The organism is Bradyrhizobium tropiciagri (assembly GCF_001189845.1).
GTDB lineage: Bacteria > Pseudomonadota > Alphaproteobacteria > Rhizobiales > Xanthobacteraceae > Bradyrhizobium > Bradyrhizobium tropiciagri.
Map to the genome: position 1 here is coordinate 44,920 of NZ_LFLZ01000016.1, position 24,321 is coordinate 69,240.

11 protein-coding genes and 2 pseudogenes are annotated in these 24,321 nt (G+C 59.1%); 12 read left to right on the forward strand and 1 reads right to left on the reverse strand.

Annotated features, from left to right (window positions below; translation table 11 throughout):
- Positions 1–52 precede the first annotated feature (52 nt).
- From AKN84_RS15355 to AKN84_RS48355, 6 genes and pseudogenes are all read left to right on the forward strand, one after another.
- Complete coding sequence (locus AKN84_RS15355; protein ID WP_050421533.1) at positions 53–1,324, forward strand: MFS transporter; 1,272 nt, start codon at positions 53–55, stop codon at positions 1,322–1,324.
- Positions 1,311–1,703 (forward strand): 6-carboxytetrahydropterin synthase QueD, encoded by a 393-nt coding sequence (queD, locus tag AKN84_RS15360; protein ID WP_050421534.1) that lies wholly within the window; start codon positions 1,311–1,313, stop codon positions 1,701–1,703. The genes AKN84_RS15355 and queD overlap by 14 nt, the downstream gene beginning before the upstream one ends.
- Positions 1,704–2,379: 676 nt before the next feature.
- On the forward strand, positions 2,380–3,909 hold the full coding sequence (locus tag AKN84_RS15365; RefSeq protein WP_162240880.1) for a S10 family peptidase: 1,530 nt from the start codon (positions 2,380–2,382) through the stop codon (positions 3,907–3,909).
- A 1,103-nt stretch (positions 3,910–5,012) separates the two neighbouring features.
- A pseudogene (locus AKN84_RS45465) lies at positions 5,013–6,101 on the forward strand (IS630 family transposase).
- A gap of 2,487 nt (positions 6,102–8,588) precedes the next feature.
- Entirely contained in the window at positions 8,589–8,822 is a 234-nt protein-coding gene (locus AKN84_RS49035) for a hypothetical protein (RefSeq protein WP_167351853.1), read from the forward strand.
- 454 nt (positions 8,823–9,276) lie between these two features.
- Positions 9,277–14,172: a shikimate kinase gene (locus tag AKN84_RS48355; protein WP_244485148.1), complete on the forward strand. Its 4,896-nt coding sequence runs from the start codon at positions 9,277–9,279 to the stop codon at positions 14,170–14,172.
- A gap of 230 nt (positions 14,173–14,402) precedes the next feature.
- Here the strand turns inward: AKN84_RS48355 and AKN84_RS15400 are convergent.
- Positions 14,403–15,103 (reverse strand): annotated as a pseudogene (locus AKN84_RS15400) (IS630 family transposase); the annotation flags it as partial.
- A 1,202-nt stretch (positions 15,104–16,305) separates the two neighbouring features.
- On the opposite strand from AKN84_RS15400, the gene AKN84_RS50400 reads away from it, so the two are divergent.
- Genes AKN84_RS50400 through AKN84_RS15430 form a run of 6 tightly spaced genes read left to right on the forward strand, consistent with a single transcriptional unit; the run spans position 16,306 to position 24,270 of the window.
- Positions 16,306–18,717 (forward strand): 2-aminoethylphosphonate--pyruvate transaminase, encoded by a 2,412-nt coding sequence (locus AKN84_RS50400; protein ID WP_202814694.1) that lies wholly within the window; start codon positions 16,306–16,308, stop codon positions 18,715–18,717.
- Between the two features lie 31 nt (positions 18,718–18,748).
- Positions 18,749–19,807 carry a dhydrorhizobitoxine desaturase gene (rtxC, locus tag AKN84_RS15410; protein WP_050421542.1) on the forward strand — a complete coding sequence of 353 codons (1,059 nt, stop codon included), beginning with the start codon at positions 18,749–18,751 and terminating at the stop codon, positions 19,805–19,807.
- Complete coding sequence (locus AKN84_RS15415; RefSeq protein ID WP_050421543.1) at positions 19,804–20,634, forward strand: gamma-glutamyl-gamma-aminobutyrate hydrolase family protein; 831 nt, start codon at positions 19,804–19,806, stop codon at positions 20,632–20,634. Before rtxC ends, AKN84_RS15415 begins: the two co-directional genes overlap by 4 nt.
- A complete protein-coding gene (locus tag AKN84_RS15420) occupies positions 20,631–21,653 on the forward strand; it encodes a DMT family transporter (RefSeq protein WP_244485150.1) in 1,023 nt (340 codons plus the stop codon). The genes AKN84_RS15415 and AKN84_RS15420 overlap by 4 nt, the downstream gene beginning before the upstream one ends.
- Positions 21,650–22,939 carry an ATP-grasp domain-containing protein gene (locus AKN84_RS15425; protein ID WP_050421544.1) on the forward strand — a complete coding sequence of 430 codons (1,290 nt, stop codon included), beginning with the start codon at positions 21,650–21,652 and terminating at the stop codon, positions 22,937–22,939. The genes AKN84_RS15420 and AKN84_RS15425 overlap by 4 nt, the downstream gene beginning before the upstream one ends.
- On the forward strand, positions 22,936–24,270 hold the full coding sequence (locus AKN84_RS15430; protein WP_050421545.1) for a glutamine synthetase family protein: 1,335 nt from the start codon (positions 22,936–22,938) through the stop codon (positions 24,268–24,270). Before AKN84_RS15425 ends, AKN84_RS15430 begins: the two co-directional genes overlap by 4 nt.
- The last annotated feature ends 51 nt before the right edge of the window (positions 24,271–24,321 follow it).

A 24,321-nucleotide genomic window follows, 5' to 3' on the forward strand; every position in this document is an offset into this window, starting at 1 on the left:
TCAAACCGTTCTCTTAAGGCACGTGCAAAATCGATTTCGGGAGGATAGGCAGATGGGAAATCGTTACGTGCCACTCATTGGGATGGTTGCGTTGGCTAGTCAGCAGTATCTGGCGATCGCGTTCATCTATTCGGCTATTCCTGTGATCCTTCGGGGCAACGGTGCCAGCCTGGAACTAGTCGGCCTGTACGGCACCGCTTTCTTTGCATTCACCGTTAACTTCCTTTGGGCCCCGGTGGTGGATCGATGGAGCCTCAATCGTCTCGGGCTGAGACGTTCGTGGATCCTGTTGACCCAAGTCGCCAGTACCATTGTGCTGGCAGCAATGGCATTCTTGAACCCAAAGACCGATTTCGTATCGCTTTTTCTTGTCTCCCTGGTACTTGCGACCATTGCTGCCACGCAGCGGATCGCGACTTTGGGCTACATAGCCGAAGCTCTCGATTCCGACGAACGGCCGCTCGGCGCAGCGCTGCTGGGTTGGGGCCGGGCCATCGGCCATGTCATCGGCGGCGCCGTCTGCCTCCAATTGATCGAGATGGTCGGTTGGCGTCCAGCTTTGTTGGGTTTGGCGATGCTGCTAGCCGTTTTCGCTGGTTGGGTGTTCGCTATTTCTGAACCGCTCCAACGCAGCGACCGATGCAGCTCGACGCAGCGCCTCTCGATCTCCGCGATCTTTCGCTACCACGGCCTGTGGACGACGGCCGCATTGATCGCGCCGGCGGTTATCGGGATCGCTGTGGCGTTCGCGACGGTTCAGTTACGACTCGTTGACCTCGGCTTCGCCGCAGCAGATATTGGATGGATCGGAGCGCTTTCGAACGTATTGACTTACACGCTGGTAGCGCCGCTGACCAGCGCCATCATCGGCCGAATGGCACCGCAGCGAGGCTTGATCGGGGGCTGCGCAGTCATGGCGATAAGTTTCGGCGCACTTGCGATGGTTGATCGCTACGTCAGCGTTCGCGTAAGCGCCGTCGTGAGCGTCGGCATCGTGTTCGCGGCACTCGCTGTTCAGCATGTTACGTTCACGAACTGGTTTCTCGGGCTCGCCCGGCCGGGCAAGGCGGGCACAGATGTCACGTTTCTGACTTCGGTAATGTCGGCGTCAGCGTTGGTGGGCTTCGCGGCGAGTGGGTTTGCCGTGGCAAGATTAGGTTACGCGGTCACGCTGATACTGCCGGGCCTCGGCTCTGCGCTCTCGGCCTTGCTCGGGCTGGCATTGCTCCGTCAATCTGATACGGAAGAGCCGGCGAGAGTTAGCAGGCCCTTTTCTGCGGAGCAGATTGCTGGCGCGAGGGACTTACGGAATGAACGACGATGATGGAGTGATCACGCTCATTGGCCGCACCTATAGTTTTGAATCAGCTCATCGCCTTCCCAATCTCCCCGATGGCCATAAATGCAAGAACCTACACGGCCACAACTACCGTATGGAAGTGGTGATGCGCGGAGAGGTAGACGCGAGAGGATTCGTGAAGGATTTCGCTGAAATGGATGCCGAGCTGGAGCCGCTGCTGAAGCTCGTCGATCACCGACTGCTCAACGATGTCGACGGACTGGAGAACCCAACTGCCGAGATCATCGCCCGTTGGTTCTTTGATCGCATTCCCAATTGCGCGAGTGTGCGGATTTATGAGACTGCCGATTGTTGGGCGGAGGTTGCGGCTTGTGGCGGCAGTCCAAAACGTGCGCCGAGGTAGTCGAGGGCGCTGAAACGCCAATGCAAGAGCACTATGGATGCCGAGCAATGTGGCCGGTGCTCGGCGGCGTCCGCGCTTGCCTAGGCATGGAACTCGACCGATATTCCTCAGCTGCTGCTGATCCCCATTGGCCCGCCACGGTGGAAGAGTTCCCGCGCCCAGTCATCGGGCCGCTCATCCGGTCGAGATGCAGGTAGTCTGGGTCGCTGCTGACTTGTCTGGCATCGTCGCCGGCCGTGCCACATTGCCATGATGGCGTGACGCGGCGCCGACATTCTACTCGTAAATCAGCGGGCTGATTGGCATCCAAGGGCCGGATACTGCGATTGCTCTTGAGCACACAGATCGACAATGCGCTTCACGGATGTGGCCTGGCTCTCGAACTACTCTCGAAGCAGTTGCTCCGCCTGTCGTCGATCACGACTTGCCTGACAGCCACAGCTTCGCTTTGTGCGCAAAGTTCACACGCACGACCATGCGCCCTCTTGGGGCGCTTTGCTGAAACCGTGACGGGCACGTCTTGGAAGTGTGTGGAATGACGGGCTTTGCGTCTCGGGCGATGGTGACGACTACTCGATTCGGTAGCTTTGTTGTTCAGCTGCATGAGCTAGTGGTTAGGGCCTTTTTGACAGACACGCCTCGCGCACCAAGGGCCGCGCCGGGCTGGGGAAACGCGATGAAATTGACCGCTCCGGGTCTCACCTCTCTTGCGCTGATCCTGTTTGCCTCTGGGGCGATGGGGAGCGCTTGGGCCAACAATCCGTCGCCCGCCCAGGTCACAATACCGGCCGGCCAGAAGGGTGGTGGCGGGCAAAACCTGGGCATGTCGTCGCTGTCCGAGCAGCATCGCCTGCCGCCGGACTCCAGCACCAGGCACACGCTTGAGCTGCCTGGGCGGACGCTTTCTTTCGTCGCGACCGCTGGTTCCATCCGCCTGTTCGACGATAAGGGTGAGCCGCAGGCCGATATCGTCTATACCTCCTATCAGCTTGAAGGCACTGATCTCGGCACGCGCCCGGTTACATTCTTCTTCAACGGCGGACCTGGCTCATCTTCGGCGTGGCTGCAGCTTGGCAATGCCGGACCGTGGCGGCTGCCGATCAATGCTGACGAGGTCACGCCATCGACATTTCCGCAGGTGAGTCCAAACGCGGAAACGTGGCTCGATTTCACTGATCTGGTGTTTCTCGATCCTGTAGGCACCGGCTATAGCCGTTTCGCGGCGACCGGCGATGACGCGCGCAAGTGGCTCTATTCCGTTGAGGGCGACGTCAACGCGCTCGCGCTGGTGATCCGTCGCTGGCTCGAAAAGCATGACCGGCTGTTGTCGCCGAAGTACATCGCGGGTGAAAGTTATGGCGGCATTCGTGGGCCAAAGGTCGTCGACCAGTTGCAGATGCGGCAGGGCATAGGCGTCAGGGGCCTGATCATGGTCTCGCCAGTGTTCGACTACAGCGCCGGCAGGAGCGTGCTGCAGTACGTCGCCACGCTGCCCAGCTATGTCGCGACCCTGCGTGAAGCCGAAGGTTCGGTAAACCGAGCCGATCTCGCCGACGTGGAAGCTTATGCGCGCGGCGAGTTTCTGGTCGATCTCATCAAAGGCCAGGCCGACAAGGAAGCAACTACGCGTCTGGCCAACAAGGTCGCGGTGCTGGCCGGCATCGACCAAGCGGTCAGCCGTCGGCTCGCCGGACGTTTCGAAGTCGCCGAATTCCGCCGTGAGTTCGACCGCAAGAATGGCAAGTTAATCGGCAGGTATGATGCCTCTGTGCGTGGCCTCGATCCATATCCGGATTCCGATTTCCAGCTTTCAGGCGATCCCTCAAGCGATACGCTGGTGGCGCCTCTGACCAGCGCCACCGTCGATCTCCTTACGCGCAAGCTTGGCTGGCGGCCGGACGGCTCCTATGAACTGGCCAATCGCAAGGTCAGGGAGGCCTGGGATTTCGGCCGCAGCCCTCCGGAGTCAGTTTCGGAGCTGCGCAAGATCTTGGCGACGGACCGGAATATGAAATTGCTGGTCGCGCACGGGCTGTTTGACCTGGCCACGCCATATTTCGGATCACAGATCGTGCTCGATCAGCTGCCGCCATTTGCCTCCACACCGCGCGTCAAACTTGTCGTTTTTCCGGGAGGCCACATGTTCTATTCACGAGACGGCTCGCGCCACGCTTTTCGAGCAGAGGTCGAAGCGCTGATGAAATGACGCCGACACCAGGCCTCGTCAGCAGCAAGCCCGCCTTCGCACGAACATAATGTCGCTGATGCTACAGGACAGAGCACAAGTGGGCCGGTCTTTTGCAATCAAGGCGTGGATTGTCGTTGTCTGGCCGCTAGACGACGCGGTCCAAAAAATGGTTGCGAACAAAACTCGGCTTGATCAGCCAAGGAGTAAGCTGGTGGACGCAATCTGATGCGCGCTCTCACGCTGGGCCGGCGTGACGCGCTTCGTCGAAGATGGCCGAATCGAGCTCGACAATAGCGCCGCCGCGCGCGATCCGCCCGATCGAGTTCACGGAAGAGCGTATCGTTCGTAGATCCTGACAGCGACGCCAAACACCGCGCTGTCATCCCCTCCATGGCCGAAACCTGTAAGCGCTGACTTATAACCGCTGATCCCATTTTCGGTGTTCTCACCGGGTCCGTCAACGATCACCCGAACTGCCTCTCGACAGTTTGTTGCCACGGCCCAGGGAAACAGTTGGAATCAGGCTCGAGTGAACCAATCAATCTTCTTGAGCCGCGTGGGTGAGCAACAAAACGTGTCATCGAGAATTTTTCTCAGGTGAGACGCGCTTCTCGAAATCGGCTGAGTAAAGCGCTTCCTGGAGAGCCGAAATGAATCTGAGGCCGCGCCCTACGGCACACCCCCGTGAAGGATCGTGAGGGGCTGGCGCACGAGCAAGCTCTTATTCGCCGCAAGTAACAGGCGAGCTTCGATTTGTCCTTTCGACCACCCAAAACCGGCATGCATTCTAATGCCTCCTACGGGCCAGGTGTTGATCTTCTCAGCGCGTCTGTTGTCGAAACTCTCCACCATTACAGCGCTTCGGAAAGAAGGCGCGGGTGTTTGAAGGAGCCACCCGCGCCAAGTTTGCTTCGCCAGCTTGGCCGCCTTGGGGGGCGTGAAGATAAACAGCCAAGCCGATAAGGTTCGCAGCAATTCATGTGCCAAGTGGGTCACCATGCAAGAGTAGCAAACAGGCAGTACTCGACAGAGCGCGAGCGCAGCGGCTAGTGTTCTGTCCCGTAAGTTCGTAGCATAATTATTGCATTGGTTTCGGGTATCCTGATCGAAGGAGATACCCGATGCGTACCGGACGGCCGAAGGCGACGCTGACGATTTCGAGTGACGAACGTACGCAACTCACGGCCATCACGCGGTCGCGCTCGCTCCCTGCGGCGCTGACGCTGCGGGCAAAGATCGTGCTGGCCTACGAACGTGAGCCGAGCAACGCCGTCGTGGCGACGCGGCTTGGTGTCGGCCCTCATACGATCGGCAAATGGCGCAATCGCTTCATCGCAGATCGGATCGAGGGACTCTACGACGAGATGCGTACCGGCAGGCCTCGCACGGTTGAGGATGAGGCTGTGGCCGAGATGATTACCAAGACACTCGCTCGCAAGCCCAAAGCCGCACCCCATTGGAGCGTGCGCGCCATCGCCAAAGAGACGGGCATTGCCAAGAGCACCGTTCATCGCTTGTTCCAACTCTTCGGGCTGCAGCCTCACCGCACTCGCAGCTTCAAACTCTCGACCGATCCCTTCTTTGTCGAGAAGCTGCGCGATGTGGTCGGGCTCTATCTCAATCCGCCTGACAAGGCCGTGGTGCTTTGCGTCGATGAGAAGAGCCAAATTCAGGCCCTCGAACGAACCCAGCCCATGCTTCCTATGGGGTTCGGCTACATCGAAGGCGTTACCCAGACTACGAGCGTCATGGCACAACCACTCTGTTCGCCGCCCTTAACGTGCTCGACGGCGCAATCATCGCTCAATGCAAACCCCGCCATCGTCACCAGGAGTTCCTCGCCTTCCTGCGCCACAGCGAAGCTAACGTGCCGCCCCAACTGGACATCCATCTCGTCGTCGATAACTACGCCACCCACAAGCATCCCAAGGTTAGGACCTGGCTCGCCCGAGGCCCGCGTGGGCACATTCACTTCACGCCAACCTACGCCTCCTGGCTCAACCAGGTCGAACGCTTCTTCGCGCTCATCACCCAACGTGCGATCCGGCGGGGATCGTTCGATTCCACCGCCGACCTCGTCCAAAAAAATCGACCGCTTTATCCGCACCCACAATGCAGATGCTCGCCCCTTCGTCTGGACCGCAACTGCCGACTCCATTCTCCAGAAACTCGCGCGACTTTGTCAGCGAATTTGCGGGACAGAACACTAGAGACCTCGTGCAGCTGGCGGTTAGAGTGGTCGATCGGATCGCCAAGGACTCGGAAACGCAGGAGATGATGCAAGAAGGCGGCACGAAAAACTTGCAGAATTGGCAGGCGAGCGTGTCGGACCTCCACGCGCGGCTCGTTAAGCAATGACACGGAAGTCAGCGCGTTTGGATCGGTCACGCCGACCTACAACGCCAACGGCAATCTGACGTTCGATGGCACCTTCACCATGGCTACGACGCCGAAAACCGACTGATCTGCGGCAGCTACCATCTTCGATCCGGAACGGGGTCAGAGCTGGCCTCGGTTGTCTGAACAGCAATTCCGCGTCGATAAGTGGAGCTTCTGCCGAGTTAAGCTGCCGCGCGGAACGGCAGCGGGCTGAAGTAAGCTTGATCCGGGGTGGCCCCGTCAAGGCTCGAGTGGGGACGCCGGCCATTGTAAAAGACGAGATCTCGGATTTCGAAGTAGCACTAAGGACCAACCGCTAGCGAAAAATCACATCCGTCGCCATTGCATTTGATCTTTCGATCAGCGGCTTATGTGCTTACCGCAAACGAAAAGCAGGAACAAGCTTTCGGGGGAAAAACGCATTGTACGATCCGGACGCGGATCGCGTCATCATGTCCGAGCGCGCCAGCGTCGATATGCGCCAATGCAGAATGACCTACGTGATCGATAATTCTTTTCAGTACGCGCAACTCGATGATCTACGATTAAAGGAATGGTCGCAATAGACTCATATAGCAACCGGTCATTGTCTCATTGACGCGATCAGCGCCCGCATAGAGAATTTCGACGATGCTGGTTGTCGCATTGTCCGTCGCGGCCAAATCAGATCTCGCAAGCGTCGCGTTTTTCGAACCTTTCGATCTGTGATCCTGCAAACGACGATAGTGCTCCTGAACTTGCTCTGTGGATTCATCATCAGGCAGTCATCAACGCTCTCCCACAACATCTGCCTAAGCCGGCGACCACTCGCGCTAAGACCGGAGAATCATGCATTCGCCGTGGGTTCCCTGGATCCTGCTGGAGTTCGTCAGCTGTTCGTAAGCAAACGCATCGAGGATGCGTTAGGTGGGGCAGTCAACAAACGCAAAACCTTCGATCGCGATGGGCTCATAGCTGATTTTGACCGAGGTATTGGCCTTCCGTCGATTTCTCAAATTGCGAGCGCCGTTGGCCATCCAACAGAGTCGAGCTTGGCTCGGGTGCGCGTCGCCGCAAAGCCTATGACGGAAGAGCGACGAAAGTTCAGGAGTGCCACTCACGCGACATAGAGCGCAGAGCTTGAATCGGACCCTGCGTCAAGTTGTACAGTCCGCGCAGACATGCCCGCGAAAGCACTGACGAATGAAGCAACGGTTTTTTTTGTACTATGTTCTACTTTCGGTTTGCGGGCTCTAATCGGAGTTGCGCTTGCTGTCCGTCGCTCGACTGCACCATACACGATACTGATCGCGAGCCAGCCTCTAGGTGATCGGAATGGGCACATCATTGTCAGTCTTCAATACGCCTGTCGCGTTGCCGATGGGCAATCGAAGGGCGCAGGAATCACGGCGATCGGTCAGCAAATGGGCAGCGAAAAAGGGACGTACTTGGCTCCGCTTGCGTTCACCGCGAGCTCGAAGTCTCTTGTGCCTAAAGGGGAGCATGCAATTCAAAGAGCTTCGCGTGTTTGGCGATCGCTGATTCGGCGAACCCATTCGGTAGCTCATCAGACCACGAGGATAGCGGTCGAGCCGACAAGTGGCTGTCGCACTCGTCAGGGCAGGGCATCCAGGTACATTGGATAAAGATAATGAGACGCATTGACGAGGGCGACAAGTCGCCCATTTCGGAATTTGGTGCCGCTGAAGGTCGAGGCGCTCACGGTTCTAGCGCTAAACCGGCTTGTGCTCCTAGTGAAGAGGGGCCATCGTTCGGTTCCATTGTGGATCGGATGCGGTCCGAGCTTCAGGATTCAGGTCCATCCGATTCTCGCAGCATGCAGCGCGACAGCGGTGCAGGCCGATTTGCTGCTCCCTCCTCCGGTGCACATCGGCTCCTCGGGGTCGCGTTGCAGGCCGCAATCGGTGGAAGTCGTCGTCGTTTGCGCTCCTTGCCGGAATCCGGCTCGTCGCGAACTGATGGGGAACTGCCGCGCGATGATCCAGAGACGGAAAGCCCGCTAGGGCGACCTCTCCCGTCGCACGAAGCGGATCGACCAGAAGGGGGGCGCGTCCACGATGCGCCTATCCAGAATGTCCAAACCCCGGGCCTGCAAAGACCTTATAGAACGCACAGTGAGAGACCAAGGCGAGATGCAGGCTTCTCGCGTCAAAGTGGCGAGGAGCTCTGGCGCGACGATCGAGAGGCTGAAAGCTCGCACGCGAGCAGACGCCCACTGGATACGCAGTCCGTGTCTGAGGGAAGTGGTAGGCCAGGAAGGTGGTACGTCGGCGATGCGCCTGCGCGACCATTCCAGCCTGGGAGCTCGGAGCGAGCCCATGGACCTGATCGTGGCGCAGCCAATCTGGAAATTACTCCATCGGCTTCGGATGGTGACCGGCAACGCGCCGATCGGACCACTGACCGCCCGCAAACAGGCAGGCTGGCGCCGCATGGCCAATCCATCTCTGACCGAAGTGGCCGAACCGGAAGGTCGCATGTCGACAATGCTGCCCTGCAGAACGTCCAAGTTGGAACACCGGAAAGGCATTCTAGACGTTCGGATGAACTAAATGCCGCCTTAAGGGAAATCGCCAGCACTCGCGACATCAGCGTTTTCTCGCGCGCAGTTGTACGTTACGGCAAGCAGCTGGGAAGGCAGGATCTTTCAGACTTTCTGCAAACCGCAGCTGCCCGTTTCGATGCTCGATTTGTGCCGCAGTTGGAGGAAAATATCCGGTTCTCGTGGGGATACGCCACGACATGCAATGTGGTCAGCCGGGAAGCTGGAGGGGAGGCCGGCACAAGAGCCTGCGAGGCCTTAGCGGTTCGGATGTCGCGCCTCGACAAGGCGCTTATGAAGCAAATTGATCCCATCGCTCTTTCTCTGTTTGCATTATCGTTCGGCCGACATTCCTCGGCGGCGAGCTGTCGCGAGGCTGCCGTCGCCATCGCCGGTGAGGTGCCGTCCCAGCTCTCGCGTTTTGACCCGCAGGAACTGGCGAACCTGGTGAACGGTTTCAGCAAATGGCCGGACGCGGTGGGCTGTCGCGAGGCTGCCGTCGCAATCGCGGTCAGGTGCCGTCCCAGCTCTTGCGTTTTGACCCGCAGGCGCTGGCGAACCTGGCGAACGGTTTCAGCAAATGGCCCGAAGAAGCATCTGCGGGCCAAGCGACGGTCGCGATCGCTCGTGAGGTCCGTCGCCGTGGCGATCAACTCTCCCATTTTACTCAGCAGGCGCTGGCGAATCTGGTGAACGGATTCAGCAAGTGGTCGGAAGACCCGGACACTTGCCAAGCCGCGGCCGCAATCGCGGGTGAGGTCGGTCGCCGCCCGCTCTCCGATTTCACGCCGCAGCAGATGGCACATCTGATGAATGGCTTCAGCAAGTGGCCCGACGACGCAGCGTGTCACCGGGCCCTGGTGGATGTCGCACGCGGACTAGGCCGGGCAGGCCAACGCTTCGGTACCTTCACGACGCCTCAGTTCGGCATGATCGCCAATGCCCTGGGGCGAAGTATCGTGAGAGGAGAGGAGGCGGGCGAGATCACAGAGACCGCTCTGCTGAAGGATCGTTTGCATCAGTTGGCCCATCACCTTCACTATGACAATGATCGGCTGGAGCAGAGCGATGTTCGGACCATAGCCAGCATTTTCAAGGCCTTGGCGAAGGCTCGGCTGTTCGAGGATCTGGGGTCACTCGCCCCGACCGGGTTGGATCGGCTCAACGAACTGCATCGTGCCCCTGGTTTTGCCGCTGAGAATAACCTCGAAACCATGGGCAATCTCTGTGCCGCGCTGGTGCCGCTGGCGCGCAGCGCGCACCTGCGCTGGCACCGCAGAGTGGCTCTCCACTTGCTGAACGATCTCCAGCCGGTCGTGGAGCAAAAGATTGCGGCGCACTTCAATGCAAGCGCGCAAGAGCGAACCCGTGGGCCGCTCGCCAGTCGCGGTCCTGCGCTCTCGATCTATCAGATGATGAAAGCTCGTGCGGTCCTGGCGAACATGTTCAAGCGACCGGATATCGAGGGCAAGAAGGCCGATTTGCGCAAGAGGCAGCAAGAGCTCCGGCACGGTACCAAAGAGACCCTGGCCAGGACGCGCGACCTCATCCAGGGCGATCTTTCCAACATGAGCTGGAACCTGATCGCGCAAATCGAGGCAGAGAGCCCGGTCGATGCGCTGGACGCATTCGTCGAGCAGAACGCCGCAACGATCCAGGACAAATATCCTGCGTCCATATTCGATGTTCACGAGGTATTGCGAGCCATGGATCACGAGCCGAGGCCCCCACAGGGCAAGGCTGGTCTGATGCGGTTGCCGGTGGTGGACATGCAGGGACGGCCGCTGGCCACGGATCCCGAGACACGATACTCGATCTTTCATCGGCTGACCTCAGGGGCGATCGAGGTGGTCGCCGTCCAGCTGCCAGCAAAGCCGAGCGGCCTCATGCTGGCGCGCACGTTCACGTATAAGGGGGTGCCCTACCGCATGGACCTGTTCGGCGGCAGCAAGTTGAAGGCACCAAAACCGACCGTGCTCGAAATCGCCGCCCATGCTCCAGCTAAGCCGGCAATAGCACCTTCGGGAGGAAAGCTGCTCGCCATTCCCTATGCCGAAACAGCTCCGGGCACGTCTTTCGAGAAGCTGATGCGCGCCTGGGCGCCCTTCAAAGAGGCTTATTGGTACACTCAGCGTAGGGGATTTGCGGCGCCCCCCGCAATCAAGGATCTCGGCCCTCACGACTACGCGCTCGAGGGCGCTTTCAAGCTGTTGCTGGCGCCAGACCGCCCGGCCAACGAGGCGCATCCCTTCAGACTGACCGGACCGGAAGGCCCGATTGCTCTGCGACCGCATGACGGCTGTGGCTTCATCAAGGCCTCACTCGCCGAGCGTATGCTCGCCGTTCGCCGTGCCGGCCCGAAGGAAGGTCCCGATCGGATGCCGGCCTATGGCGAAGCAAGCAGATCGTTCGTACCGGCCTCGGCGCTGCAACATTATCCGCGTAGTGAGCGAGTGGCGGGCGAGGCGCGCGAGAAAGCCAAGGCTTGGCTGGAGAGCAGAGGAGGAGAAAGCCTGATAGGCGAGCATCTGTTTCGTATGGTAACAGCAGGCCACATCGACGGTTCCGGCGCGGTTGCCGTCCCGTCCAGTGACGATTATCTCCATGTGTCACAGCGCAAGAGCGAGACGTTGACGGGAACGGGGGGCGTGCTGATCGGGCGGTCTCCCTATGACAATCCCAACCTGCGCCCGCTTGCCCACGAACGCGTCAAGTCAGCCGCTGATGGGGATCCGACTGCGGCATTCCTCGATAGATGCGTGGCCATGCAATACAGTTTCAGCGTCGCTGAGAAGTCGCGGGAGCAACTGGCGGCCGACGATCCGAGCTTCTTTGCCAAAGGCGTTCTGATCGTGGTGCCGGACGAGCTGTGGCCGGCCGACTACGCCGATCGTGGCCTGGTGATGTCGGCTGAGGACGTCAAGTGCCATTCGAACTGGACCGAGCGCAAGGACCGCGTCAAGGCGGACACGCTGGTCGACTGCGTCGGCATCCTGCAGGCGACCGAGGTGTTCGCTCCGGGCTCGTTGGTCGCCGTCCCGACCGGTGAGCAGAAAAAGCTCGACGGCGATTTCGACGGAGATACGATTGTGATCGTCGGTGACCGGCCGCAGCTTTATGAGCATGTTCGCCTGTTCGATGACAAGGAGCAAGCCCGCGGGGTTCGCTCGCTCAAGCCACCAAAGTCGCATACGCCGGCAATCGAGGGCAATGATTACAAATTCAGTCGTGCCAGCCAGATCCTCGCGGCGACGCGGGATACTTTGGAGACTTATAGCGGCCTGCAGCGGAGTTTTCTGGCGCAATCCCATCAAGCACGGCGTTGGTTTGCCGAGCGCGCAGTGTTTGGAACTTTCGAGGGGTTTCATCACGAACTTCATCGCGACATCCGTCAATTGCTGACCCAGGAGCAGGTGAGCGCCCAGGATGTCGAGCACATGCTCGATAGAGCGAGGCCCGAGATCAAGCTTGCAGATCATGCAGTCGCCCACGAAATTGCCGAGTTCCTCGTCACCGACCTTGAGGCATGGGCAGCAAGCATGGATGAGCAGGTGCTGCCCGAAACGGTCGAAAGCGCGCGCGATACCAAGCTGACGGTGAGCCCGGCGCTTGCAGAGCTTTTCCCAAACCTGGCGGAGACCTATCCGGCTGCCACTCACCCGCGCGAGCGTATCCAGGCCCTGCTCGACAATTATCCTCCGCGCATCAGTCCACGGCCGGATGGGTACATTGCCGATGACCTCGTGCAAAGCGCAGGCAACCTCTTGAGCCTCGGCATCAAGGTCGGAACGGACGCCTTTAAATCCGACACCAGCGTCCAGCTGTTTATGAAGAAAAGCCAAAGGCTCCAGAGCCTCCTGCAGCAGGCGCCAGGCCTGAAGTCGGTGCCCTATGTCAAGAGCATGGCGGCGACCCTCAATCACGGGATGTTCAATGTCGACACGACTTTGGAGGATTTGAAGGACAATCCCACATTGGCGGCTTCAATCATGGAGGCCTCGATCAATCTTGCTGCGGAGAAAGGGATTCTGCCTCGCCCCTTTGACCGGCAGCCTGCCGAGGATACTGCCATCAAATTGACGCTAACTCGCGAACTGGCCTCGGAGCGCGCCCAAACCGAGGTGGCGCGCGCCGCAGTCGAAGAGAAAGCGATCACTGCAGCGGCGCATCAGGTTGCCGAGGATCTCCGACAAACGGGCATCGATGTGAAGATGCCCCATCTCGGCCGTCGATTGAAGACAGAAAGCTCCCTCAGAGACCAGCTTATGGTTGTGAATGAAGTCCCCGAAGGCGCCTCACAGCTGATCAGCAACGCCGTGCGCCATGTCTTCGAAGTGCCCGATAAGGATTTTGCAAAGGCCTTCCGGAAAGCTATTCTGTCGTTTGAGAAGCAAGGCTACACCGAAATCAGCACAGCAAACTGGTTCAGGATGAACGCTCCGACCTTTGTCGGCATCAAGACTGTGCTCGCCACGCCGGATGGTTACCACTTCGAGGCGGAGTTTCATACGCCGGGCAGCTACAAGGCCAAAATGGCCAATCACAACACCTATAAGGAACTCCAGCGACGAAGCAGAAGCGATACACCGGATCCCGCCAAGATGGAGCAACTCGCGCAGCTCACGCGCGAGGTCTGCAAAGAAGTTGCGATCCCGGAGGGTGTCAGAAACATTGCCCACTTTTCAATCGAAGGGGCGCGTACAGCCGGCGTCGGCGCGGCCTTTGCGCTGCGATCTGCCCAACAAACAGGGACGACAGGGCGATCACCGACCGCAAAGGAGGCTGTCGCGGCCCTCGACGGCCGGCCGATCGTGCTCGTCGGCATGCCCAGCTCCGGCAAATCCACTATTGGCCCACATCTTGCGCGACGACTAGGGCTGCCTTTCATCGACTCCGACAAAAAGATTGAGGCGATGACTCGCATGTCGATCACGGACATTTTTTCGACCAAAGGGGAGCAGTACTTCAGAGACCTCGAGGCGAGTTTGATCGCGGAGTGTCTCGAGCGGGGACCCACGGTGCTCGCCACTGGTGGCGGCGCGTTCATGCGTGAGGAGACGCGGCGCCGCGTCGCCGAGAAAGGGGTCTCGATCTGGCTCAATACCGACGCGGGTGAGATCAGGAAGCGCCTTGCTCGTGACACCACCCGCCCGCTGTTGCAGACCGAGGACCGGGAGGACAAGATCACTCAATTGATCCGCGATCGCGAACCGTTCTATCAACTTGCCGATCTTACCATCGTCCCGGGAAAGCGTAATAACAGGAGCGCGGATCAATGCGTGGTCGCGCTGCATGCCCATCTTTGCGGCGAGGCGAGCGCGGACCGGATACCGGCCAAGGTCATGGGAGCGCAACCGTGACCTTGCCGCTTACAAGGTTGATTGTCGATATCGCGCGCACTGATCGGTATGAACAGTCTCTTCGCCTCGAGTGGGCACACCCCTCGAGCCAGGCGAAGCTCGCCCTGCTCAGTGCTGTCGTATCAACCTCGTCCGACAATTCAAACGCGCCGAGCCAGGCCCGGCCATCTCGAAACGGCCGAGGTGCCCCACATGAACGTGGCACGGGCGACCTGGTGTTCTGTCCCGCGACGATGGCGGGCTTTGCATTGAGCGATGATTGCGCCGTCGAGCACGTTAAGGGCGGCGAACAGAGTGGTTGTGCCATGACGTAGTCGTGGGTGACGCCTTCGATGTAGCCGAACCCCATAGGAAGCATGGGCTGGGTTCGTTCGAGGGCCTGAATTTGGCTCTTCTCATTGACGCAAAGCACCACGGCCTTGTCAGGCGGATTGAGATAGAGCCCGACCACATCGCGCAGCTTCTCGACAAAGAAGGGATCGGTCGAGAGTTTGAAGCTGCGAGTGCGGTGAGGCTGCAGCCCGAAGAGTTGGAACAAGCGATGAACGGTGCTCTTGGCAATGCCCGTCTCTTTGGCGATGGCGCGCACGCTCCAATGGGTTGCGGCTTTGGGCTTGCGAGCAAGTGTCTTGGTGATCATCTCGGCCACCGCCTCATCCTCAACCGTGCGAGGCCTGCCGGTACGCATCTCGTCGTAGAGTCCCTCGATCCGATCTGGGATGAAGCGATTGCGCCATTTGCCGATCGTATGAGGGGCGACACCAAGCCGCGTCGCCACGACGGCGTTGCTCGGCTCACGTTCGTAGGCCAGCACGATCTTTGCCCGCAGCGTCAGCGCCGCAGGGAGCGAGCGCGACCGCGTGATGGCCTTGAGTTGCGTACGTTCGTCACTCGAAATCGTCAGCGTCGCCTTCGGCCGTCCGGTACGCATCGGGTATCTCCTTCGATCAGGATACCCGAAACCAATGCAATAATTATGCTACGAACTTACGGGACAGAACACTAGGCAGACAGGACGGAAATCGTGCGGTCGGTTGCTGATAGACCGCGCATGACTTGCGATCCAAACGTGCGGCTCTCAGGAGGTTTAATCAACAAGCGATTTCCTAAGCAACCCGCGTTCTAGACCATCATCGTTCTGTCAGAAAACCTGCCTTCGAGCCCGCGCAAGCTGCTTACTCTTCGCCATCCGGCCATGCGCTCATCGTCTCGTTCCAAAGTCCGCTTTCCGGACGCTCCATCGAACGCAAACAGACCCATGTATCGGTTTGCCGATGTGGCAAAACGCCGCGCACGCAACAGCGGGCGGAGCAGGCTAGCTCACCTGTCCGTGGCCATCGAGCTCAGGTGAATTCCGACAGCGTCATTGAACCCCAGGCGACTACGGAGCTCGTCCGAGAATCTCCGCACAGGTCGTCTAGTCTCCCGAAGGTGGACGCGTACGTCAGGAAAAATTCACACCAGAAAATTCCGGAGAGGGTTGAAACGCACCTAACGTCAAGTTGTACGATCTGAAAAATAGACGGCGAGGGTCGTCAGCGTACAAAAACCTCCAACGAGCGACAGTGTGCGAATGTCTCAAGTCTTAGGCTCACGCAGGAAGCGGCGATCATCAAATGCGCCGTGCCGGGATCCGGGCCGGCCGCCACGGTCCGACGCGCACTGCTAATCCGATTTCAATATTGCCGGAGTGGCGCGCGTAAGCCGTCCGGTTGGACTGTCGACGCGCGGCGACAAGCCGACACTCGCGCTCAAATCTGCGGGATGCGTATGGCCGGATCAGAGTGGCGCGTCGCGCCAAATGGGGTTCGACGGGCGGTCATAATGCGAACTGTTGGGAGATCTGAATGACAGCTCAAGAGCCTTGCGAGACATCACTTCGCATCCGCGACTGGATGTGCAGGTTGTCCCTGGGCAGCTTCTTCGACTGCCGATCCGAAGCGGCCGATCCGAAGCGCACCCGGGCTCTCTCGCGCAGGGCTCAAAGCTCTTGAACGGCGCTCGCCGTCTCTTCCTGGGGCGGTTTTGCTCCAGATGCATCGATGAATACAACTGAGGGGGAATAGTGTGACAAGACAGCGTTCTTTGCTGACGCCTGGTCCATTGTCGTTATCGCTGGATGTCAGGAGCCAAATGCAGCTTGACCTTGCATCGCGCGATTGCGAGTTCAAGGAAGTGACCGCCCGCATGCGGCGGCTGATCCTCAATTTGCTGGCAAATGCCGACGACTATTCGGTGGTCCCGATTCAGGGAGGCGGCTCTTTTGCGATGGAAGCCGCTCTGTCAACATTCGTGTCTTCAGCCCACAAACCACTCGTTTGCATAAACGGCATCTATGGCGAGCGCATATACAAGATGCTGCGGCTATGGGGTGTCGAAGCGCAGACGCTTGCCAAGCGGGCGACCGACCCTTTGGATCCTCAGGAGATCGGCGAGCATCTGAACCGAAATCCCGGCGTTACGCACCTGTGTTTCGTTCATTGCGAGACCACGACCGGCATCGTCAATCCGCTGGATGCGATCGTGGAGGAGGCGAGGCGGCGTGGCGTGAAGACGATCGTCGACGGGATGAGTTCTTTTGGCGGCATCGATATTGACCTGAGCAAGGGTGGCCCTGACGTCCTGGTTACGTCGAGCAACAAGTGCATAGAGGGGCCTCCGGGCGTAGCGTTTGTCATCGCCTCTCGCGAACTGTTGGAGAAAGCGGTTCAAGAGCCGAGGTCATTTGTGCTCGACGTGAGAGACCAATGGCTCTCGCTGGAGCGCACAGGTGAATGGCGTTCGACACCTCCCACCCATATCGTTCAGGCAACGACCAGGGCACTGGAGATCCTGGAGGAAGAGAGCATTCCTGCCCGTCGCCGCAGGTATGAGAAGGTCAGGGACGATCTCCTCAAGGAACTCGAAGGAGTGGTCTCCCCGCTGCTAGCCGCCAACGTGCAGTCGCCGGTCTGCGTTGCGTTCGTTGCGCCGTCGGGGATGGCGGATCAGGCAGCATTTGATGGGCTGTATCGCCACCTGGCGAGCCACAACCTTTACATCTACTCCAAGCTGCACATTGCGACGCGGAGTTTCCGGATCGGCTGCATCGGGGAAATTCAATCCGGTTGGATTCAGCAGTTGGGTTGCGCCTTCCGGACATACTTCCGCCCTGGTCACGGTGCGGCAGCGCGACCAATATCCGCTCAGGAGACATCCCAGGCCCTCGTCAAGGTGCCGCCTCGCGTGGCAGCGGGCGCGCAGGTGCCATGGTCCCCCGAGACTGCCGTTCTGCACGCAGGTTACCGTCGCGACCCGGTGACGAAGGCTGTGGCCGTGCCGATATATCAGAACACGGCTTATGAACTCGATGGCGATCTGAACCACATTGCCGATGTCTACAACGTAAAGGCTGATGGGTTCACCTATACAAGGATCATCAATCCGACGACCCGCGCGCTGGAAAGAAGGTATGCGGCGGTCGATACGGGAAGGGATTCGCTCGCCGTCGCATCAGGGCAAGCGGCAACCTTCCTTGCCATCGTCAACCTGGCAAGCGGGCAGGTCGGGGATAATGTCGTCGCCTCGCCATATCTGTATGGCAATACCTGGAACCTGCTCCATAACACGCTGAAGCGTCTTGGCATCAGCGTCAGGACGGCGGATCCCCGAAGGCCCGAGACGTTCGAACGTGCCATCGATGATCGCACGATATGCCTATTCGGAGAGGTGATTTCGAACCCCTGTCTGATTCCGCTTCCGGTCAAGCAACTGGCGGAGATCGGTCGGAAGTACGGCGTTCCCCTGGTGGTGGATAATACCACGACGCCACTGGTATGCCGGCCGTCAGATCTCGGTGCTGCGATCACGACGTACTCCGCGACGAAATACATATGCGGCCATGGCACCACGTTGGGCGGGCTGATTGTCGACAACGGCAAGTTCAGCTACCGCGGGGCCTCCCGCTTTCCGTTGTTCAACGGTCCTGACGAGGCGCATGGCGGGATTATCTGGCGCAGCGCGCTGCAGGATGTCGACGATCTTGGAAAAAGCGAGTTTCTGCTGAAGGCTCGCATGACTTGGCTGCGCGATACGGGGGCTGCGATCGCTCCGTTTGCGAGCTTCCAACTGATCCAGGGGCTTGAGACGCTGCCGCTTCGCATGAAGCAGCACTGCGCCAACGCTAGGGTCGTCGCAGACGCTCTCAAGAAGCATCCAAAGGTGCGCCGTGTCTTCTATCCGGGGCTCTTCGAAGGCGCCGATCGGGAAACCGTCGACCAGACGCTAAACCCGGCATATGGGCACGGCGCAATGGTCATGTTCGAGGTGGAGGACGAGCTGGCCGGACGTAAGTTCATCCAGAACGTCGACTTGATGTATCACGTTTCCAATGTTGGAGATGCGCGCACACTGGTGACGCATCCCGTGTCCACGACACACACAACCGTTCCACGGGAAAAGCGCGAGGCCGCGGGCATATTTGGCGGTTCGATCCGGCTTTGCGCCGGCATCGAGGACGTCGACGACATTGTCCGCGATCTGCACAAGGCGCTCGCCGCAATCTGACAACCTAGAAAGTGATCAGGAAGGGATTCTCATGAATCAGCCAGAAGCTTGGAAACTGAGGTCGTCACGCTATGAGGCCGTTCCATTCAGTCGCGAGATCAATAAGCAGCTCTCCGAGCTGAGGCCCGATAACATAACGGGTGCTGCCTATATCGCGAAAGACTACGTCGTGATCGCGGCGTGCACGCTCGCGACCGTGTCGGTCTCATGGTGGTTGTATCCGCTCGCGGTCCTTCTGATCGGCGCCTACCAGCGTGGATTGACGACGATCGCCCATGATGCGGCCCACCGCACGCTCGCGAAGAACACCACCTGGAACTACGTCCTTGGGATTCTGTTCGCTGCCTATCCGTTGTTCCAGCGCCACTGGGCTTACCGGATCTCACACGTCTATTTGCATCATCCATATCTCGGCGACCCGGACAAGGATCCTGACCTGAAGTTCTTCCTGGCCAACGGTGTTTACGACGTGCAGCCGCCTGAGCGATACGCGTTCAACCTGATCTGGAAGCCGATATTTGGCGGTGCGACGGTGGCGTACCTGAAGTATCTCTGGACCAACCGGTTTTCGATCAGAGATGCCGAGGACGAGAGCCGCTCAGGCATACTTATCGACAAATATGGCTTCTATCTCTTCTGGATCTGCATCCTGGGCGGATCCTATGCCCTTGGGCTGCTCCACATCGTGATCCTGTTCTGGATCGTGCCCTATCTCACCACGTTCCAGGTGCTTGGCTGGTTTGTTGAACTCGCCGAGCACTCACCGATGTGCGAGACCGAGACGCAGAACGTCTATCTGACAAGGAATCGCAAAGGGAATTTCCTGGAGCGGGCTATCCTTGGGCAAAACCTGGATGAATATCACCTCGAGCATCACCTCTCGCCCGGCATCCCGTTCTGGCTGTTGCACAAAGCCCAGAAAATCAGGATGCAGGATCCGGCTTACGCAAAGGTTGCCGCAAGCTGGGGAGGGCTCTTCGTCAAGGGGCCGCAAGGTCAGCCGAGCGTCATCACTCAGTTGAAGGAGCGAAACCGGCGTCTGTATGAGCAATCTATGCGCGGTGCCAACACGAGCGGACAACCCGCGTGACGTTGCAACGGCCAGACAAATCCCGCGCCGTGGTCGGCATCACCTCGAATCGTCTGTTGGTCGATGGTGTGCATCGCGATTGGTTGCGGCGCAAGTACGTCAAGGCCCTGCTTCACCATGCGGGCGTGGCGTGCGTCATATTGCCGACGATCGACGCTGAAGATGCGCCGGTTGAGACCGCACGGGCGATCATGCGGACTCTCGACGGGCTCGTGTTGACAGGAGACGAATCCAACGTCGATCCTGCCGTTCTGAGGGCGCCTGCGTCCTGTCCAGGGCCTGATCAGCAAGACATCGAGAATGGAATCCGTGATCGTCCCCGGGACAGGTTATCCGGGGTAGCGATCAGGAACGCCATTGCGCAGGGAATGCCGATCCTGGGCATTTGCCGCGGTCTGCAGGAGCTCAACGTCCATTTCGGCGGCACGCTTCGCTCATCCCTTAGCGCGTGGAGTCTGGGAAGTGGCCAGATGCATGCCGAGAAGACAGACCGCCCGAGAGATCGCCAGTACGATGTCGCACATAGCATCAGGGTATGTCCCGACGGTGCGCTCTTTCCGATCGCGCGCACCGTCGAAGCACAGGTCAACTCCCTTCACAATCAAGGCATAGAGGTGCTGGCCAGTGCGTTAAGACGGGAGGCGTGGGCGCCTGACGGCCTGGTCGAAGCGGTTTCGGTCGTGGGCGCGCCGACGCTGCAGATCGCCGTGCAATGGCACCCCGAATGGCACGCTTCAACCGATCTGCTGAGCAAGCGACTATTCACGGCGTTCGGAGAGGCGTGTCTCGCGTACGCCGAACAAAGAAGCACGAGAGGTGGACAGTGACATTTCAAACCAAACGCGGTCCGCCCAGATCGAAAGGGGAGTTCGCCGAAACCGACGCGCCGGCATGGTTCGGGGGGCGCGCTGCGCCGCAGCAACCTCGAACGAACGGCGGGCGGTCGACAAGCCGCTTCGCTCTGGGAGTTCTCTTTGTGGCGCTTTACGTCGTTCTGAGCGCGGCAGGCGAGGTGTATGCGGCATCGTATTTTCAGCAGGCAGACCTGTTCGTCGCTCTGTTGGTGTCCTTTGCGGCGGTATGTCTGTCGTTCAATCTGCTGGCTGGTCACGGGACGGGCAAGGCACGAGTGACGAAGCCTGCGCTCGTGGCTTTCGTGTCGCTCAATCTCGTGACCGCGATCAGCTGGACCGGATTGTTTATCGGCCTGAAATACGCCGAACCCGCGATCGTCGTGGCGTTCATGGTCGCGCTAGGACCCGCCGCAACGGTCTGGTTGAACGCGCTGATCAGGCGGAAGGGTATCCCTCCAGCATCCGACATCGTCGTGAGCGCCACGATTGCGATGATAGGCGGCTACATGATCTGGATCTCGGTCAGCGGCAATGCGGGCGTGCAGTGGGGGCCTCGATCGTCCTTGGGCATCGTCCTCGCGATCGTGGCCGGCCTATCGCTGGCGCTTACAAATGTACTGGTCAAACTGCTGTTCGACTACGGGTTTTCCGGCCGACAGGTGTTGGCGCACCGGTTCTATGGAACGATTCTCCTGCTGCTGGGACTGGTCGACTATTCCTCCATCGTGCTTGAGATCTCGCAGAATTGGCCTGCGATCGCGGCGATCGGGCTCTCCACGATCATTGTTCCTCTGCTCTTGATCCAGGAGGGTATCCGACGGGTCGAGCCTTTCACCGTCAACATGGTGCTGTCCACCGCCCCTGTCATCACGTTCCTGTTCCAGTACTTCGATTCTCGCATCGTGCCTTCGCTCCACACGTTCATTGGAAATGTTCTCATCACGATTGTCGCTGTCGGCAACGTCTACTCGCAGTATCGGAGGACCGCATGAACGAACGCAAATGTGTAATCGTCGACGCATATTCGACTGGCCGATTTCTACCTGAAGAGTTCAAGCGGTACGGAATTGGAACGGTGCACGTGATGTCGGCTGCACAGATCCCAGCCATCTTCCAGTCGCATTTCGACGCTGACCTGTATGATGAAGTCATTCGTCCCCACGAATGCATGGCCCACGACGAGATCGTTGAATTTCATCTTCAGGCCCTCCGCGGCAGGGAGCTGGAGTTCGTTATAGCGGGGTCCGAGACCGGAGTTGAGCTTGCCGATTCCATCTCGGAACGGCTGGGGTTGCCTTCGAATGGGACGGCTCTGTCAGCCGCCCGGCGTGATAAATCTCGGATGTCCGAAGCGTTGGCCGCAGCAGGCGTGCGATCGATCAGGCAGGTCGTGTCTGACAATGCCGTTGAGATCGCTAGCTGGAAACGTCAAGAGAACTTCGATGAGATCGTGATCAAGCCACTAAATAGCACAGGCACGGAGGACGTGTTCTTCTGCTCGGCTGATGCGGATGTCGAGCGCGCCCTGTCTGCCATCGTCGGAAAGACGAACCGGGTCGGAGCATTCAATGAACTGGCGCTTGCACAGGAGAAAATAAACGGTCAGCAATATACCGTAAATGCCGTCTCGATCGATGGAGAAGCGTTCATCACCGAGGCCTGGACTTATGAGACCGTTCCCGTCGAGGGCGCATCGTCGGTCTGCTCACGCGAGTGGTTGCTCGGCGCCAAGGAGCCCATCGTTCTGGAGTTGTCCGATTATCTTGTGCGTGCGTTGCAGGCACTTCAGATCGTCAACGGACCAGCGCATGCGGAGATCATCGTCGATGATCGCGGACCAGTTTTGGTCGACTTCGGAGCGAGACTGCAAGGAACCATGTCGGCAAAGGCCAGGACCATGGCGTTGGGTGACAATCATATGTCGCTGACGGCCTGGCGGTACGCAAATCCCAAGGAATTTGGCGAGTGTATGAGGTTGCGTGGGGCCTACAAGCGACAGGCTCATGCACTGTGCGTCTCGTTGATTTCCGATATGAGCGGTGTCGTTGCCGGTTACTCCGGATTGGATGCAATCCGTAACCTCTCGAGCTTTGCGGATGCCATCGCATTCGTTCCCATAGGCCAAAAGCTGGTCCCGACGATCGACCTGGTGTCCACACCAGGCATCGTGTACCTCGTCAATAACGACCTGGTACAGCTTGAGGATGACTATCGCCAATTGCGTGCGCTGCGGATGAACCAGGTGTTCGATCTGATGGCGCAGGAAGGCGGCGAATGACCGACATCCGTGTGGCGCGCACGAACTCAGCTCGTGCGGCGATGATTGGCGTGAGCGACTTTGACGGTATCCTTCGAGGTAAGCACGTCCTGGGTGAAGATCTCTCGGATGGAGACAAGATCGTCAAGTTCTCTGAAGCGGTGCTGGCGTGGGATTGTGCGGACCGGGTCATTCCCGAAGGATTCACGCAAAAGCCACTCTCAGCATTCGGAGATGCCGATCTGCGTGTTCTGTCTGGCACCGGCCGTTTGGTGTCTTATCTCGGCGATCAGCATCTCTACCTTGCCGAGTTTATGGGCGCACATGAGGACATCTGCCCGCGAGGTATCCTGCGCAAAGTCCTGAAAAGGGCAGCTGATCACGGATACGGCTGCACGGCCGGGTTCGAGTTCGAGTTCATGCTGTTCAATGAGAACGCCGACACAATTGAGGACAAACCGTTCGGCCAATGGGCTCCGTTCACGCGAGGGCCATTCGGTTACTCGATTGCGCGCTCTGTCGCGCACCAGGAGCTGTTCGGCGAGATCTTGGCGCTTTGTGAGAAGGCCAGAATACCTCTCAGCGGCTTGCACTTCGAGACAGGGCCGGGCGTGATTGAAGCATCACTTCATCATTGTGATGCCCTGGAAGCTGCGGATCGAGCGATCATCTTCAAGGCAATGATAAAAGCCTGGGCGCAGACGAAAGGCATGATGGCAACATTCATGGCCAAGGTTTGCGAGGATTGGCCCGGCCAGTCGGGCCATATTCACATCTCGGTGTTCTCGGACGGCCACAATGCGTTTTACGATAGTAACGCGTTTGGCAACGTCTCAAAGATCATGAGGCAATTTGTCGGCGGACAACTGAATTATATGAATGAGTTCTGCCTGCTCGCCGCGCCGAACTTCAATAGCTACAAGAGATTGGTCCCCGGCTACTGGGCGCCGGTCTGCCCAAGCTGGGGAATTGACAACCGCTCCTGCGCGGTGCGGGCCATTCCGGGAGAGCCGTCTTCACATCGCCTCGAGTACAGGCTGGCTGGTGCAGACATGAACCCTTATCTCGCTCTCTCATGTGCTATCGGTTCGGGTGTGCTGGGCGTCGAGACCGATGCGGACTTGCCGGCTTCGATCGTCGGTGACGCAAGCATGGAAATGTGTCCTCGCTCCGGAAGGCTGCCTCAAAGCCTGGCAGAGGCAACATATCGGTTTGCACAGTCGCCGGCGGCCAATGATGTGTTCGGAGAAAGGTTTGTCGAGGCCTTTTCCTGCTCCCGGCGCTGGGAGTGGGAGGCCGTTCAACATCGGGTGACTGACTTTGAACGTCGGCGGTACTTCGAGATCATCTAGCTGTTCGCACTATTGAGGATTGCCGCCGTTGCGCCGCGGTTGGTCAGGGCC